This window comes from Streptomyces sp. A012304 (assembly GCF_026008495.1).
Lineage (GTDB): Bacteria > Actinomycetota > Actinomycetes > Streptomycetales > Streptomycetaceae > Streptomyces.
This window is the reverse complement of record NZ_BQUN01000188.1, coordinates 68,991-83,569: the sequence shown is the minus strand read 5'-3', so window position 1 is coordinate 83,569 and position 14,579 is coordinate 68,991. Positions and strand designations below refer to the sequence as shown.

The window sequence follows — 14,579 nt, the reverse complement described above, 5'->3', positions numbered from 1 at the left end:
GGAGCCGCGGCCCTCTGCCCTGTGCCCTGGCGGCCCAGGACCTTCACGACGTCCCCCAGGACCGGAATCGCCCCGATCGACGGCGCCCGGGCCACCGGGCCGGTCACAGCCTGGCTGGTCAGCGGCTTGAAGCCGGCTAACTGGGTGCCGACGCCGGTGCCGGCCAGCGGGTTGGGCTTGAGGCCGGCGACCGGGCCGGTGACGTAGCCGACCGCGTCGGGTGAGCGTCCGCAGGCCGGCCTGGGCGTCGAGCGCGCCGAGCGGGGCGGCCGGTCGAGTGGGAGGAGGAGTCGTGTCGGGCCATCATTTCCGCCACCTTCTGTCGCATTGGGTAACCGGGTCGACACGAAGGGTGGTTGAGGTGTGACGCGCGCTTCAAAGCCGACCCGCGGGGTCGTTACCGGCCCGGGCGATGCCTCACACTGGTGACCCGTGAGTTCCCAACCGCCCGTTCCCACGCGAGTCGTGCTGCTCTGCGGCCCTTCCGGCTCCGGCAAGTCCCTCGTCGCGGCCCGTTCCGGTCTCCCGGTCCTGCGGCTCGACGACTTCTACAAGGACGGCGACGACCCGACGCTGCCGCTGGTGGCGGGGAGCTCCGACATCGACTGGGACCACCCGGACTCCTGGGACGCGGACGCGGCGCTCACCGCGATCACCGACCTGTGCCGCACGGGCCGTACGGACGTGCCGGTCTACGACATCGCGCTCAGCGCCCGCACCGGCCACGACGCCGTCGACATCGGGCGGACCCCGGTGTTCATCGCGGAGGGCATCTTCGCCGCGGAGATCGTCGAGCGCTGCCGGCGGCTCGGTGTGCTGGCCGACGCGCTGTGCCTGAGCCGGGGGCCGGTGAAGACGTTCCGCCGCCGCTTCCTCAGGGACCTCAAGGAGGGCCGCAAGTCCGTCCCCTTCCTGCTGCGGCGCGGCTGGCGGCTGATGCGGACCGAGCGCTCCATCGTGGCCCGGCAGACCGCGCTGGGCGCGTACGCCTGCGACCGGGACGAGGCGATGGGCCGGCTGGCGTCCGCGGCGGCGGGCGACCACACCCCGACGGCCCGTACGGCCGTCTGACGGCCACCGGGACACACGGAAAAGCGGGACTGGACGGACCCCCCGGCCCTCCAGTCCCGCTTCTGTGCTCCCCCGTGTCCCCCCGGTGGTGCTTCCCCCGTGCTGTGCGCGGTACCGCTGTCCCCGACGTCCCCCGTTGGGTCCCCCCGGTACCGCTCCCCCGTGTCCCCCGTTTCTTCCCCCGTACCTTCCCTCGTCGCCGAGGAAAGCCTTCCCCCGTTACCTCAGGCGACGAGCTCGCCGAAGGCGTCCTCCTGGTCACGGCCGAAGCTGAGGACCTCGTCCTCGCGCAGCCGGCGCAGCGAGCGCCAGATGCTGGACTTCACCGTGCCGACACTGATGTCGAGGATCTCCGCGATCTCCGGGTCGGTACGGCCCTCGTAGTAGCGCAGGACCAGCATCGTCCGCTGGAGTTCGGGCAGCCGGGCCAGCGCCTGCCACAGGACCGCGCGCAGCTCGGTGCCGCGCATCGCGTCCGTGTCGCCGGGCGTCTCCGGCAGTTCCTCGGTCGGGTACTCGTTGAGCTTGCGGCGCCGCCAGGCGCTGATGTGCAGGTTGGTCATGGTGCGCCGCAGGTATCCGCCGACGGCGGCCTTGTCGCTGATCCGGTCCCAGGCCCGGTAGGTCGAGAACAGCGCGCTCTGCAGCAGGTCCTCGGCCTCGAAGCGGTCACCGGTCAGGTGGTAGGCGGTGGCGTACAGGGAGGCGCGGCGCTCCTGGACGTAGGCGGTGAACTCCGCCTCCGACAGCGAGCGACGCTCCCCCGAGTCCTCCCTGTACGCGGCTCCCCCGTGAGCCCCTTCCCCCGTGTGCGTGTCGACCACCGTCATGAAGGCGGTGTGCTGACGCCCGGTGCCGCGAGCGCACCCCCGCCCGCTCACGGCACCGGACTTCTCGGAAACCCGGTGCACGTCGTGCAGGCGCGTGACCACTGCGCTGGTGCTCATGCCGTGCAGCGTGTTCATCTCGCGCCCCCCGTCGTGGACTTCCGGTGTTTCGGCTTGTTTCCGTCGGCCCGGCGTACTGCCTTGCCTGTGCCGAAAAGCTTGCCCGGGCCACTTCATCGCCGTGTCCGTCGACTGTCACAGAGCTGTCACAGGGATCGGTCATGGCGACACCACGGCGTCCGCACGGACAACGGCGTTACGGCGCCCCGGAGACCGGCCCGCGGAGGGCGTGCAGGATCGGTGGGCCCCACAGGTCGAACCACAGTGCCTCCATGGTTCAGAATGAGCCCGTGCCTTCCCTGTTGCTGATCGAGGACGACGACGCCATCCGTACGGCCCTGGAGCTCTCACTGACGCGCCAGGGACACCGCGTGGCGACCGCTGCGAGCGGTGAGGACGGTCTGAAGCTGCTGCGCGAACAGCGGCCGGATCTGATCGTTTTGGACGTGATGCTGCCCGGCATCGACGGTTTCGAGGTGTGCCGGCGCATCCGGCGCACCGACCAGCTGCCGATCATCCTGCTCACCGCGCGCAGCGACGACATCGACGTGGTCGTGGGGCTGGAGTCCGGCGCCGACGACTATGTCGTCAAACCGGTGCAGGGGCGGGTCCTGGACGCCCGGATCCGGGCCGTGCTGCGGCGCGGCGAACGAGAGTCGAACGACGCGGCGACCTTCGGCAGCCTGGTCATCGACCGCGCGGCGATGACGGTGACGAAGAACGGCCAGGACCTCCAGCTCACCCCGACCGAGCTGCGGCTGCTGCTGGAGCTGAGCCGGCGGCCCGGTCAGGCGCTGTCCCGGCAGCAGTTGCTGCGCCTGGTGTGGGAGCACGACTACCTGGGCGACTCCCGGCTGGTGGACGCGTGCGTCCAGCGTCTGCGCGCCAAGGTCGAGGACGTGCCGTCCTCCCCCACTCTGATCCGTACCGTGCGCGGCGTCGGCTACCGCCTGGACGCGCCTCAGTGACAGAAGCACAGGGGGGGTTCCGCGGCTGGACCGCGGTTCGTAAGGGACATCTGTCACGGCTGCGCTTCACCAGCCTGCGGCTGCGGCTCGTCGTGGTGTTCGGGCTGGTGGCGCTGACCGCCGCCGTGTCCGCGTCCGGCATCGCCTACTGGCTCAACCGTGAGGCGGTGCTCACGCGCACCCAGGGCGCGGTGCTGCGGGACTTCGAGCAGGAGATGCAGAACCGGGCCGGCTCGCTGCCCGAGCACCCGTCGCAGGACGAGCTCCAGCACACCGCCGGGCAGATGGCCAACAGCAGCCAGCGCTTCAGTGTGCTGCTCGTCGCCACGGACGCCGGCGGCCGGACGGTGTACGGCAACTCCGGGGGTCTGAACGGCTTCTCGCTGGACGACGTGCCCGAGTCGCTGCGCGCGGCGGTGAACAAGCAGCAGGCCACCACCGGCGGCAACAAGTCGCCGTACCACCTGTACTGGCAGCGGGTCGTCGATCACGGGACGCCGTATCTGGTGGCCGGGACGAAGGTGATCGGCGGGGGGCCGACCGGTTACATGCGCAAGTCGCTGGAACCGGAGGCCAAGGACCTCAACTCGCTGGCCTGGTCGCTGGGGATCGCCACCGGTCTGGCGCTGATCGGGGCCGCGCTGCTGGCACAGGCCGCCGCCACGACCGTGCTGAAGCCGGTGCACCGGCTCGGGGTGGCCGCGCGGCGGCTGGGCGAGGGCAAGCTGGACACCCGGCTGAGGGTGTCCGGCACCGACGAACTCGCCGATCTGTCACGGACGTTCAACCGCACGGCCGAGGCGCTGGAGAAACGGGTCGCGGACATGGCGGCCCGGGACGAGGCGTCCCGCCGGTTCGTCGCGGACATGAGCCACGAACTGCGTACGCCGCTCACCGCCATCACCGCCGTCACGGAGGTGCTGGAGGAGGAACTGGACGCGGAGTCGGGCGGTATCGACCCGATGATCGAGCCGGCCGTGCGGCTGGTGGTCTCCGAGACCCGGCGGCTGAACGACCTGGTCGAGAACCTGATGGAGGTCACGCGCTTCGACGCGGGGACGGCCCGGCTGGTCCTGGACGACGTCGACGTGGCCGACCAGATCACCCACTGCATCGACGCGCGCGCCTGGCTGGACGCGGTCGACCTGGACGCGGAGCGCGGCATCCACGCCCGTCTCGACCCGCGCCGCCTGGACGTGATCCTCGCCAACCTGATCGGCAACGCCCTCAAGCACGGCGGCTCGCCGGTGCGGGTGTCGGTGCGCGAGTCGGCCGAGGAGGTCGTCATCGCCGTCCGCGACCACGGGCCCGGCATCCCCGAGGACGTCCTGCCGCACGTCTTCGACCGCTTCTACAAGGCGAGCGCCTCCCGGCCGCGCTCCGAGGGCAGTGGCCTGGGGCTGTCCATCGCCCTGGAGAACGCGCACATCCACGGCGGTGGGATCACGGCCGCCAACTCGCCCGAGGGCGGCGCGGTGTTCACGCTCCGCCTGCCGCGGGACGCCTCGGAGCTGGCGGAGCAGGGGGAGAAGAAGGACGAGGGGGACACCTGATGACCGTACGCCGCCTGCTCGCTCTTCCGCTGCTGGCCGGGCTGCTCGCCGGCTGCGGGATCCGGGCGACCGAGGTACCGACCGACTTCGGTCCCGCGCCCTCCCGGGTGCGCTGCTCCCTCAGCGAGCCGGACGTGACGACGCAGAGCGCGCGGGGCGTACCGGTCAGGGTGTTCCTGCTGTGCGGCTCCTCCCTCGTCGCCGTGGACCGCAGTGTGCTGGTCCCCGACGGTGCCGCCGGGGCGGCGCGCCGGGTGCTGGTGGCGCAGGGGCTGCTCGACGAACTCGCCGAGTCGCCGTCGTCGGCCGAGAAGGCGGCCGGCTACACCACGGACGTGCGCGGCGGCATCAAGGTGAGCGGCCCGGGCGCGAAGGACCCGGACGACACCCTGCGCCTGAGCACCTCCCCCACCGACCTGACCTCCTACGCCCTGGCCCAGCTGGTGTGCACCTTCTCCGACTCGGCGGCGGCCGAGGGGGACGGTTCGGTGGTCCTGGGCGGCCCCGCCGAGGCCCCGCGCCGCTACGAGTGCACGGACGAGGTCCGCTCCCGCCCGGGCAGCAAGGAACCGCCGTCGACGGAGGTCAAGGACGGCTGAGGCGCCGCGGGTCCGTGCCGAGTGTGGCGCACGCCTCCCGGGCCCGTCCGGAACCGACAGCCCCGGGGGGCGCGTCTAGGGGGTCGTGCAGCGTCAAGGCTCCATCGGCGGCAGCGCCGCGATCCGTGTCCGGGTGGCCGGGAGTGTCCTCCTGGTCGCGCACCTCGTATTCGTCGCCTGGTTCACGCTGCGGCCGCTGCACGTTCCCTGGGTGATGCCCACCAATCTGCACCCGTTCGCGGGCATCCGCGCGGACCTGGAGCTGGGCTGGCCGCAGGCGGTCCGGCGGATCGGTGCGGGGCTGGCGCTGCTGGCGCCCCTGGGTGTCCTGCTGCCCCTGGCCCACGGCCGACTGCACGTCTCCCCGCTGGCCTCGATGGTGCGTACGGTCGCGGCGGGCGCGCTGCTCTCGCTGGCGATCGGGCTGTTGCAGACGGGTGTGCCGGGCCGGGTGGTGGACGTCGACTCCCTGCTGCTGAACACCGTCGGCGTGGCCCTCGCGCACGGCGCGGTGGTCCCGGCGGCCCGGACGTGGCTGCGGCGCAGGAGCGGGCGGGAGGCGTCGGGGGCGGTGCGCCGCGAGGACGCGGAGCCGGAGACGGCTCAGGGTCGGACCCCGACGATTCCCAGGGTCGGGATCGCCCCGTAGAGCGACGCTTCGTCCGGTTCGTCTTCGTAGCGTGGACGGCAGATGAGGCAGCCGGCCGGGCCGCCTCGGACCGACGCTCGCGAAGGAGCCGCACATGTCCAGCCTCGCCCGCCCCACCCATGGCCGCATGATCGGCGGAGTGTGCGCCGCGCTGGCCCGCCGCTTCGGCACCTCCGCCACGACGATGCGTGTGATCTTCCTGGTGTCGTGCCTGCTGCCGGGCCCGCAGTTCCTGCTGTACCTCGCGCTGTGGCTGCTGCTGCCCTCGGAGGACAAGGCGGCCCGCGCGGCCTGGTGAGGTCGTGGGGCCGTGAACGCCGTCGGGGCGCACCCGGTGACTCCGGGGCGCCCCGATGGCGTGCGGGAGGGGTTCAGCCCAGCGGGATCCCGTTCACCGGCAGGTCGTGCGTGGGCAGGCCCTGGCCGACCGGGAGGCCGCCGATGAGACCGGCGGCGGGAGCGGTCGGGCTGGTGGCGAGCGCCTGCTCGGCGGCCGGCTGCACGGCGTTGAGGCTCGTGCCGAGCGCGGGCTGGGCCTGCTCCAGCACCTCACCGGCACCGGGCAGCGAGCCGGTGAGGTTCTCCGCCGGCAGCGTCTGGGTGAGGCCGCTCAGGGTCTGGGTGGCGTCGGGGACGGCCGGGGCGGCGTTGGCGGCACCCGCACCGGCGGCGGCGAAGGCGGCACCGAGAGCGGCGACACCGATGGTCTTGGCAGCAGACTGCTTCATGATAAATGCGTCCTCGAAATGGGATACGGGGAACCGAGCGGTCCCCGACCGTAAAACCCGAAAGGCGCCGACGGCAAACATCGAGATGCGGACGGATCGTGAAGGCCCGTCCGCATTCCATGCCGCACAGAAGCTGCCCGTCAGCCCTCCGAGGATGCGGAACCGCTGGTGGAGACAGTCTGCTGGAACAGCCATTCGGATTTCAGTTCCGCATATCCGGGCTTGATGACGTCATTGATCATCGCGAGCCGTTCATCGAAAGGAATGAACGCTGATTTCATCGCATTGACGGAAAACCACTGCATGTCATCGAGCGTGTAGCCGAATGCGTCGACAAGATGCTCGAATTCCCGGCTCATGCTCGTCCCGGACATCAGCCGGTTGTCCGTGTTGACCGTGGCCCGGAAGTGCAGCCGGCGCAGCAGCCCGATGGGGTGCTCGGCGTACGAGGCGGCCGCTCCGGTCTGGAGGTTGGAGCTGGGGCACAGCTCCAGCGGGACCCGCTTGTCGCGGACGTAGGAGGCGAGGCGGCCGAGCTTCACCGAGCCGTCCTCGGCGATCTCGATGTCGTCGATGATCCGCACGCCGTGGCCGAGCCGGTCGGCGCCGCACCACTGCAGCGCCTGCCAGATGGACGGCAGTCCGAAGGCCTCGCCGGCGTGGATGGTGAAGTGGTTGTTCTCGCGCTTGAGGTACTCGAAGGCGTCGAGGTGCCGGGTGGGCGGGTAGCCGGCCTCGGCTCCCGCGATGTCGAAGCCGACGACGCCCAGGTCGCGGTAGCGGTTGGCGAGTTCGGCGATCTCCAGGGCGCGGGCCGCGTGCCGCATGGCGGTGAGCAGGGCGCCGACGCGGACCCGGTGGCCGTTCGCCCGGGCCCGGCGCTCGCCCTCCCGGAAGCCCTCGTTGACGGCTTCGACGACCTCTTCGAGGGTGAGTCCCTTGTCGAGGTGCTGCTCGGGGGCGTAGCGCACCTCGGCGTAGACGACGCCGTCCTCGGCGAGGTCCTCGGCGCACTCGGCGGCGACACGGACGAGGGCGTCCCGGGTCTGCATCACGCCGACGGTGTGGGAGAAGGTCTCCAGGTACCGCTCCAGGGAACCGGAGTCGGCGGCCTCCCGGAACCAGACGCCGAGCTTGTCCGGGTCGGTCTCGGGGAGGCGGGTGTACCCGGTGTCCCGGGCGAGGTCGACGACGGTGCCGGGGCGCAGCCCGCCGTCGAGGTGGTCGTGCAGCAGAACCTTGGGCGCCCGGCGGATCTGGTCCGAGCTGGGGGTGGCGCCCGTGTGGATGCTCTGGCTCGTCATTTCCGCACTCTAACGCCTACGCGCGTAGATCGTGCGGTGTACAACTCCGTCGATACGTAACGGTGACCGCACGGACGGGTGGAGTACACCGGCCCTTCTGACACTGTTCTGTCATGGCACAGCAAGCGACGCCGGTTCGCACGGCCCGGCTGGGCAGGGCGATCGGTCAGGAGCCGCAGACGGTGGGCGGGGTGGTGCTGCTGCTCCCCGGCGGCGAGGAGGTCTCCGCCCGCAGACCCTCACCCCTGTGGGCGGCCGCCTCGGTGCGCGCCCTGGGGCGCAGACTCGCGCGCGCGGGACGGCAGGAAGGACTCGCCGTGCACGTCGTGCACTACCGCTACCGCGGCTGGAACGGCACCGAGGCCCATCTCGCCGCCGACGCCGCCTGGGCCGCCGAAGAGGTCGTACGGCGCTACGGCGACGTCCCCGTGTGTCTGGCCGGGGTCGACATGGGCGGGCGGGCGGCGCTGCACGCGGGCGGGCACGAGGCCGTCAACTCCGTCCTGGCGATCGCCCCTTGGCTGCCGGAGGAGGACGTGGCCGCGCCACCCGAACCGGTGAAGCAACTGGTGGGGCGGCGGGTGCTGATCGTGCACGGCACGAACGACCAACGGACCGATCCCGAGCTGTCGTTCCGGCTGGCGGCCCGGGCGAAGAAGGCGAACCGGGAGGTCTGCCGGTTCGAGGTGCACTCGGACGGGCACGGTTTGCACCAGTACCGGGACGAGGTGCTCTGCCTCGCGGAGGACTTCGTGATGGGCGGGCTGTTCGGGAAGGTGTTGTCGCGGCCCGTACAGGACGCGTTGGCGGCTCCTCCGCCGCTGGGGCTGAGGATGCCGTTGGCCGTGGGGTTCGGCCGGTCGTTGCGGCGGTAGCGACGGGGTTCAGGCCAGCAGGCTGCCCCTCCTGGAGAGCAGGAACTTCTTGAAGGCCGCGACCGGGGGTGTGTCGGGGTGGCCGTCCAGCCAGGCCACACCGATCTCGCGCACCGCTCGCGGGGCCGTCACGGTCAGCTCCACCACTCCGGGGCGCGGCACCGCCGGAGGGGGCAGCAGGGCCACACCGAGCCCCGCCGCGACCAGGCCCCGCAGGGTTTCCGCCTCCTCGCCCTCGAAGGCGACCCGGGGGCGGAAGCCGGCCTCCTCGCAGAGGTCGTCGGTGATGCGGCGGAGGCCGTAGCCGGGCTCCAGGGTGACGAAGGCCTCCTCGGCGGCCTCGGCGAGCCGGACGCGTCTGCGGGAGGCGAGGCGGTGGTCGGCGGGGACGACCAGGCGGAGTTTCTGCTCGTCCAGGCGGCGGGCGACCAGGTCGGGGGCGTCGGGGACCGGCGAGGTCAGGCACAGGTCGAGTTCGCCCGCGCGCAGCCGCTCCAGCATGGCCTCGCCGTAGTTCTGGACGAGGCTGAAGCGGACCCGGGGGTGGTCGGCGCGGAAGGCGTGGATCAGGCCGGGGACGGTCTCGGCGCCCAGGGTGTGCAGGAAGCCGAAGGCGACCTTGCCGGTGGCCGCGTCGGCGTCGGCGCGGACCTCGTCGGCGGCCTTCTCGATCTCGGCGAGGGCGCGTTCGACGGAGGTGAGGAAGGTGCGGCCGGCGGGGGTGAGGGAGACCGTGCGGCCGCGGCGGGCGAACAGATCGACGCCCAGGTCCTCCTCCAGGCGGACCATCGCCCGGGAGAGGGTGGACTGCGGGACCTGCATCTCGTGCGCGGCCCGGGTGACGTGCTCGGTGCGGGCGACACCGGCGAAGTACGCGAGCCGCGGAGCGAGCAACATCGCCATGTCTTCTGTGTCACTGGACGGTGACAGGCGAGCCTGTGACCTCTGCTGATGCGCCATGGGAACGATTATGGCGATTCCATGCATTGGACGGATGAGCGGGGCCGTCCGTAGGTTCGAGGCATGTCTCCCGCCAGTACCGGGGCGTCCACCACCGTGGGCGCCGGCACGTTCGTTCCTCCCTCCGACTCCCGCATGGCCCCGGGTGGCCCCGGCTACCGCCGGATGAGCCTCGCCCTCTTCCTCGCCGGTGTGGCGACCTTCGCCCTGCTGTACTCCACGCAGGCGCTGCTGCCGTTGATCTCGGGTGAGTTCGGGGTCGCGGCGAGCGAGGCGAGCTGGACGGTGGCGGCGGCGACCGGCGGGCTGGCGCTGTTCGTCCTGCCGATGAGCGCCCTGTCGGAGCGCTACGGCCGCCGTGCGGTGATGACGGCCTCGCTGGGCGTCGCGGTGGGCCTCGGGGTGCTGGTGCCGTTCGCCCCGTCGCTGGGCGCCCTGGTCGTGCTGCGCGGCCTTCAGGGCGCGGCGCTGGCCGGGCTGCCCGCGTCGGCGACCGCGTATCTCGCGGAGGAGGTGCGGCCGCGGGCGCTGGTCACGGCGATCGGTCTGTTCGTGGCCGGCAACAGCGTCGGCGGGATGAGCGGCCGGGTCATCACCGGCTGGGTCGCGCAGGAGTGGGGCTGGCGGGTCGCCGTCGGGGTGATCGGCGCGGTCGCGGTGGCGTGCGCGGTGGCCTTCCGGCTGCTGCTGCCGGCGCCCCGGCACTTCACGCCGGGCTCACTGCGCCCGCGGGTCCTGGCCCGCACGGTCCGCGACCACCTGGCCGACCCCCTGCTGCGCCGGCTGTACGCGATCGGCGCGCTGTTCATGACCGTCTTCGGCGGGGTGTACACCGTCATCGGGTACCGGCTCACGGAGGCGCCGTTCTCGCTGCCGCAGGGCATCGTCGGCTCGATCTTCCTGGTGTACCTGGTCGGGACGGTGTCGGCGTCCGCCGCGGGCCGGCTGGTGGGCCGCCTGGGCCGGCGCGGCGCGCTGTACCTGGCGGGCGGTACCACGGCGACGGGCCTGCTGCTCTCCCTCGCGGACTCGCTGGCGCCGGTCCTGGCGGGCCTGGTGCTGATCACGGCGGGCTTCTTCGCGGGGCACGCGGTGGCGTCCTCGGCGGTCAGCAAGGCGGCGACGACCGGGCGGGCGCAGGCCTCCGCCCTGTACCAGTCGGCGTACTACATCGGCTCCAGCGTGGGCAGCACGGTCGGTGCCATGGCCTTCCACGCGGGCGGCTGGGCCGGCACGGTCGGGGTCGGCGTGCTCGCGGTGCTCGGCGTCGTGACGATCACGGTGTTGGGGACGCGGGCGGCGCGGCGGGAGGTTGTGGCGGGCGCGCGCTGAGGCCCGCTTCCGCGCGCCACTTCCTCGTGTCCCCTCCGCGCGTGTTCGTGTCCCTTCGGCGCGCGCCTCCTCTCCTCGCTTCATCTTCACGTTTCCCCTGTTCAGGGTCCGGTGCTGCGGCTGGAGCTGCTGGGGACGGGGCAGCGGGCGCTGCTGGGCGCGGCGGACGCGCCGGAGGTCCACCGGCATCTGCTGATGTCCGTGCGGCAGCTGGACTGAGCGCCACTGGGAGCGGCCCTGACCTGCGGCTTCGTCGGCTCGGGGGGCCGTTGTCAGTGGGCTGCGGTAGCTTCCGAAGTGCTGGGCGCACAGGCGCGTGACAGAACGGCCACAGGGGTGGGTGGACGACGATGAGTGACGGTACGGCGACGGTGGACGACCTCGACATCAGGCTGGAGAAGCACCGGGTCGAGCTGACCGGCTACTGCTACCGGATGCTGGGCTCCTCCTTCGAGGCGGAGGACGCGGTGCAGGACACCCTGGTGCGCGCCTGGCGGAACTACGACAAGTTCGAGGGCCGCTCCAGCCTGCGCTCGTGGCTCTACCGCATCGCGACGAACGTCTGCCTGGACATGCTCACGGCGGGCAACAAGCGCGCCCGGCCGATGGACCTGAGCGAGTCGACGCCGCTCGCCCAGGCGGCCCTCTCGCCCCGCCCCGACAACACCTGGCTGGAGCCGATGCCGGACGCACGTGTACTGCCCACGGTGGAGGACCCGGCGGAGGCGGCCGTGGCCAAGGAGTCCGTGCGGCTGGCCTTCATGGCCGCGTTGCAGCAGCTGCCGCCCAAGCAGCGGGCGGTGCTGATCCTGCGCGAGGTGCTGGCGTGGAAGGCGAGCGAGGTCGCCGAGCTGCTCGACACCTCGGTCGCCTCGGTGAACAGCGCGCTCCAGCGGGCCCGCGCGACCCTCGCCGAACGGGCGGACGCGGGCGCCGACGCGGCGGTCTCCGACCCGCTGGACGAGCGGCAGCAGAAGCTCCTGGAGCGCTATGTGGCCGCGTTCGAGGGCTACGACATGACCGCGCTGACGGCCCTCCTGCACGAGGACGCCGTGATGACGATGCCGCCGTTCGACCTCTGGCTGACCGGCCACGGCGACATCACGGGCTTCATGACCACGCTCGGTTCGGCGTGCGCGGGCTCCCGTCTGCTGCCGGTGCAGGTCAACGGGCTGCCGGGGTTCGCGCAGTACAAGCCGGACCCGGAGGCGGGCGGGTTCACGCCGTGGGCGATCCAGGTGCTGGAGATCTCAGACGGCCGCCTCACCGGGTTCCACTTCTTCCTCGACACCCAGCGCTGGTTCCCGCTCTTCGGGCTCCCCCTCCATCTCGAAGCGGAGTCCGACGAGGTCCAGCAGGGCGCGTAGCGCGGGGTCGGGGTCGCGCAGGCGGATGCGTCCGCCGGCCCGGCGGGCGGTCAGTTGCAGCCGGGCCAGCAGGTCGACGGCGGTGAGTCCCGGCGGCCCGAGCCCCGCGAGATCGCAGACGACGACCCCGGCCCGGGTCCTCTCCAGCAGTTCCCGTACGGCGTCGCAGAGTTCCGGCACCCGGTCGCGGGTGACGGGCGCGGTCAGGGCGAGTACGGGCGGTGTCGTCGCATCCACGAACGGTAGACCTGGCGGGGGCGCGGAACTCATCGGCGCGGGCTGTGACTGCCGCATGCCCTCACCTGACGCCCTAATATCAATCTGTGGTTGCCTAATGGTTTTAGGTAAGTTACTGATACCCGATGGGCTCTGCCCAAGGCATGGGAGGACCGGGACGCCATGGTGCGCGCAGGGCTGACACCGGAACGCCTCGCCCGGGCGGGAGCCGAGCTGGCCGACGAGGTCGGCTTCGAGCAGGTGACCGTCTCGGCGCTCGCCCGGCGGTTCGACGTCAAGGTCGCGAGCCTCTACTCCCATGTGAGGAACTCCCAGGACCTCCGCACCCGGATCGCCCTGCTCGCCCTGGAGGAGCTCGCCGACCGGGGCGCGGCGGCGCTGGCCGGACGGGCCGGCAAGGACGCCCTGGCCGCCCTGGCGAACGTCTACCGCGACTACGCCCGGGAGCACCCCGGCCGCTACGCGGCGGCCCAGCTGCGGCTCGACCCGGCGACAGCGGCAGCGAGCGCGGGCGTCCGGCACGCCCGGATGACCCGGGCGATCCTGCGCGGCTACGACCTGGCCGAACCCGACCAGACCCATGCGGTGCGACTGCTGGGCAGCGTGTTCCACGGATACGTCAGCCTGGAGCAGGCCGGGGGCTTCAGCCACAGCGCCCCCGACTCCCAGGAGTCCTGGACCCGTGTCCTGGACGCCCTCGACGCCCTGCTGCGGAACTGGCCCGCGGACCCCCTGGCACCGCCCACCGACAGGTAGACGCACCATGCATCCCGCACACGACTGGATCACCACGCCGCTCACCGCCGCCTTCCTGCGCGGCGCGCTGGAGGTGGAGCAGACCGAACGCGGCCTGCTGCCGCACCGCCTGCCCGCCTGGGCCCGCGCCCAGTGCGCCGACGGCCAGCTGGCCATGGTCGAGTCGCAGCCGTCGGGCGTCCGGCTGGCCTTCCGTACCCGGGCCACCGCCGTGGAACTGGACACGCTGCCCACCAAGCGGCTCTACGTCGGCGCCCCGCCCCGCCCGGACGGTGTGTACGAGCTGCTCGTCGACGGCCGTCCGGCGGGGCGGGCGAGTGCCGAGGGCGGCGACGTCATGACCATCGACATGGTCGCCGGGACCGTCGAGCACCGGCCCGGTGAGCCCGGCACCCTCCGCTTCCCGGGACTGCCCGGGGGCGTGAAGGACGTCGAGATATGGCTGCCGCACAACGAGACCACCGAGCTGGTGGCCCTGCGCACCGACGCCCCGGTCGAACCCGCGCCGGCCCCGGACCGCCGGGTCTGGCTGCACCACGGCAGCTCCATCAGCCACGGCTCCGACGCGGCGACTCCGACCACCACATGGCCGGCGCTGGCCGCCTCCCTCGGCGGGGTCGAGCTGATCAACCTCGGGCTGGGCGGCAGCGCGCTGCTCGACCCGTTCACCGCCCGGGTGCTGCGGGACACACCCGCCGACCTGATCAGCGTGAAGATCGGGATCAACCTGGTCAACGCCGACCTGATGCGGCTGCGGGCGTTCGGGCCGGCCGTGCACGGCTTCCTCGACACCATCCGTGAGGGCCGTCCGACGACCCCGCTGCTGGTCGTCTCGCCGATCCTCTGCCCGGTCCACGAGGACACGCCCGGCCCGAGCGCGCCGGACTTCTCCGGGCTCGGGGAGGGACGGCTGCGGTTCGTTCCCATGGGGTCGGCGGCGGAGGTCGCCGGGGGCAAGCTGACCCTGCGGGTCATCCGGGAGGAGCTGCGGCGGATCGTGCGGCAGCGGCGTGCGGACGATCCGCACCTGCACTATCTCGACGGGCGGGAGATGTACGGGGAGGCTGACGCGCGGGAGCTGCCGCTGCCGGATCAGTTGCACCCGGACGCGGTGACGCACCGGCGGATGGGCGAGCGGTTCGCCACGCTGGCCTTCGGGGAGGGCGGCGCCTTCGCGTGAGGGCGGCGGATTTCCGCGCCGCGGCGTCTTCGCGTGCGGGGCGGCGGATCCCG

16 protein-coding genes and 1 pseudogene are annotated in these 14,579 nt (G+C 72.3%); 11 read left to right on the top strand and 6 right to left on the bottom strand.

Annotated elements, in window-relative coordinates; genetic code table 11:
- Window positions 1-32 precede the first annotated feature (32 nt).
- Window positions 33-279, bottom strand: a pseudogene (locus tag ALMP_RS38355) (hypothetical protein); the annotation flags it as partial.
- Window positions 280-432: 153 nt separating this feature from the next.
- On the opposite strand from ALMP_RS38355, the gene ALMP_RS38350 reads away from it, so the two are divergent.
- Entirely contained in the window at window positions 433-1,071 is a 639-nt protein-coding gene (locus ALMP_RS38350) for a uridine kinase (protein ID WP_264936602.1), read from the top strand.
- Window positions 1,072-1,295: 224 nt separating this feature from the next.
- Here ALMP_RS38350 and ALMP_RS38345 read toward each other — a convergent pair whose 3' ends face one another.
- A complete protein-coding gene (locus ALMP_RS38345; protein ID WP_264936601.1) occupies window positions 1,296-2,036 on the bottom strand; it encodes a SigE family RNA polymerase sigma factor in 741 nt (246 codons plus the stop codon).
- A 272-nt stretch (window positions 2,037-2,308) separates the two neighbouring features.
- Here ALMP_RS38345 and afsQ1 point away from each other — a divergent pair, with 272 nt between their 5' ends.
- The 5 genes from afsQ1 (at window position 2,309) to ALMP_RS38320 (ending at window position 6,085) form a co-directional block, all read left to right on the top strand.
- Window positions 2,309-2,986, top strand: a complete 678-nt coding sequence (gene afsQ1, locus ALMP_RS38340) for a two-component system response regulator AfsQ1 (RefSeq protein ID WP_264936818.1) — start codon at window positions 2,309-2,311, stop codon at window positions 2,984-2,986.
- A complete protein-coding gene (locus ALMP_RS38335; RefSeq protein ID WP_264936600.1) occupies window positions 2,983-4,539 on the top strand; it encodes a HAMP domain-containing sensor histidine kinase in 1,557 nt (518 codons plus the stop codon). Before afsQ1 ends, ALMP_RS38335 begins: the two co-directional genes overlap by 4 nt.
- The gene (locus ALMP_RS38330; RefSeq protein WP_264936599.1) at window positions 4,539-5,138 is read left to right on the top strand and encodes a hypothetical protein; all 600 of its coding nucleotides are present in this window, start codon (window positions 4,539-4,541) and stop codon (window positions 5,136-5,138) included. The genes ALMP_RS38335 and ALMP_RS38330 overlap by 1 nt, the downstream gene beginning before the upstream one ends.
- Window positions 5,139-5,223: 85 nt before the next feature.
- Complete coding sequence (locus tag ALMP_RS38325; RefSeq protein ID WP_264936598.1) at window positions 5,224-5,787, top strand: VanZ family protein; 564 nt, start codon at window positions 5,224-5,226, stop codon at window positions 5,785-5,787.
- A gap of 94 nt (window positions 5,788-5,881) precedes the next feature.
- Window positions 5,882-6,085 (top strand): PspC domain-containing protein, encoded by a 204-nt coding sequence (locus ALMP_RS38320; protein ID WP_264936597.1) that lies wholly within the window; start codon window positions 5,882-5,884, stop codon window positions 6,083-6,085.
- Between the two features lie 73 nt (window positions 6,086-6,158).
- Here the strand turns inward: ALMP_RS38320 and ALMP_RS38315 are convergent, their stop codons facing one another.
- A complete protein-coding gene (locus ALMP_RS38315; protein ID WP_264936596.1) occupies window positions 6,159-6,515 on the bottom strand; it encodes an ATP-binding protein in 357 nt (118 codons plus the stop codon).
- Window positions 6,516-6,655: 140 nt separating this feature from the next.
- On the bottom strand, window positions 6,656-7,819 hold the full coding sequence (locus ALMP_RS38310; protein WP_264936595.1) for an adenosine deaminase: 1,164 nt from the start codon (window positions 7,817-7,819) through the stop codon (window positions 6,656-6,658).
- 113 nt (window positions 7,820-7,932) lie between these two features.
- On the opposite strand from ALMP_RS38310, the gene ALMP_RS38305 reads away from it, so the two are divergent.
- On the top strand, window positions 7,933-8,694 hold the full coding sequence (locus ALMP_RS38305; RefSeq protein WP_264936594.1) for an alpha/beta fold hydrolase: 762 nt from the start codon (window positions 7,933-7,935) through the stop codon (window positions 8,692-8,694).
- A gap of 9 nt (window positions 8,695-8,703) precedes the next feature.
- Here ALMP_RS38305 and ALMP_RS38300 read toward each other — a convergent pair whose 3' ends face one another.
- Window positions 8,704-9,654 (bottom strand): LysR family transcriptional regulator, encoded by a 951-nt coding sequence (locus ALMP_RS38300; protein ID WP_264936593.1) that lies wholly within the window; start codon window positions 9,652-9,654, stop codon window positions 8,704-8,706.
- Window positions 9,655-9,717: 63 nt separating this feature from the next.
- Between ALMP_RS38300 and ALMP_RS38295 the strand changes: the two genes are divergently transcribed.
- A complete protein-coding gene (locus tag ALMP_RS38295; RefSeq protein WP_264936592.1) occupies window positions 9,718-10,986 on the top strand; it encodes an MFS transporter in 1,269 nt (422 codons plus the stop codon).
- A 350-nt stretch (window positions 10,987-11,336) separates the two neighbouring features.
- The gene (locus ALMP_RS38290) at window positions 11,337-12,353 is read left to right on the top strand and encodes a sigma-70 family RNA polymerase sigma factor (protein WP_264936591.1); all 1,017 of its coding nucleotides are present in this window, start codon (window positions 11,337-11,339) and stop codon (window positions 12,351-12,353) included.
- On the opposite strand, the gene ALMP_RS38285 is transcribed toward ALMP_RS38290, so the two are convergent.
- Entirely contained in the window at window positions 12,237-12,623 is a 387-nt protein-coding gene (locus tag ALMP_RS38285; protein ID WP_264936817.1) for an STAS domain-containing protein, read from the bottom strand. The genes ALMP_RS38290 and ALMP_RS38285 overlap by 117 nt on opposite strands.
- 129 nt (window positions 12,624-12,752) lie before the next feature.
- On the opposite strand from ALMP_RS38285, the gene ALMP_RS38280 reads away from it, so the two are divergent.
- Window positions 12,753-13,346: a TetR/AcrR family transcriptional regulator gene (locus ALMP_RS38280; RefSeq protein ID WP_264936590.1), complete on the top strand. Its 594-nt coding sequence runs from the start codon at window positions 12,753-12,755 to the stop codon at window positions 13,344-13,346.
- A 7-nt stretch (window positions 13,347-13,353) separates the two neighbouring features.
- Complete coding sequence (locus ALMP_RS38275; RefSeq protein ID WP_264936589.1) at window positions 13,354-14,526, top strand: GDSL-type esterase/lipase family protein; 1,173 nt, start codon at window positions 13,354-13,356, stop codon at window positions 14,524-14,526.
- Window positions 14,527-14,579: the final 53 nt, after the last annotated feature.

Excerpts from the sequence above, each read along its gene's own strand:
- ALMP_RS38310 (WP_264936595.1), bottom strand. The coding sequence starts at position 7,819 with ATGACGAGCCAGAGCATCCACACGGGCGCCACCCCCAGCTCGGACCAG.
- ALMP_RS38295 (WP_264936592.1), top strand. The coding sequence starts at position 9,718 with ATGTCTCCCGCCAGTACCGGGGCGTCCACCACCGTGGGCGCCGGCACG.
- ALMP_RS38275 (WP_264936589.1), top strand. The coding sequence starts at position 13,354 with ATGCATCCCGCACACGACTGGATCACCACGCCGCTCACCGCCGCCTTC.
- ALMP_RS38290 (WP_264936591.1), top strand. The coding sequence starts at position 11,337 with ATGAGTGACGGTACGGCGACGGTGGACGACCTCGACATCAGGCTGGAG.
- ALMP_RS38300 (WP_264936593.1), bottom strand. The coding sequence starts at position 9,654 with ATGGCGCATCAGCAGAGGTCACAGGCTCGCCTGTCACCGTCCAGTGAC.
- ALMP_RS38315 (WP_264936596.1), bottom strand. The coding sequence starts at position 6,515 with ATGAAGCAGTCTGCTGCCAAGACCATCGGTGTCGCCGCTCTCGGTGCC.
- ALMP_RS38330 (WP_264936599.1), top strand. The coding sequence starts at position 4,539 with ATGACCGTACGCCGCCTGCTCGCTCTTCCGCTGCTGGCCGGGCTGCTC.
- ALMP_RS38320 (WP_264936597.1), top strand. The coding sequence starts at position 5,882 with ATGTCCAGCCTCGCCCGCCCCACCCATGGCCGCATGATCGGCGGAGTG.
- ALMP_RS38345 (WP_264936601.1), bottom strand. The coding sequence starts at position 2,036 with ATGAACACGCTGCACGGCATGAGCACCAGCGCAGTGGTCACGCGCCTG.
- ALMP_RS38285 (WP_264936817.1), bottom strand. The coding sequence starts at position 12,623 with ATGAGTTCCGCGCCCCCGCCAGGTCTACCGTTCGTGGATGCGACGACA.
- ALMP_RS38280 (WP_264936590.1), top strand. The coding sequence starts at position 12,753 with ATGGTGCGCGCAGGGCTGACACCGGAACGCCTCGCCCGGGCGGGAGCC.
- ALMP_RS38305 (WP_264936594.1), top strand. The coding sequence starts at position 7,933 with ATGGCACAGCAAGCGACGCCGGTTCGCACGGCCCGGCTGGGCAGGGCG.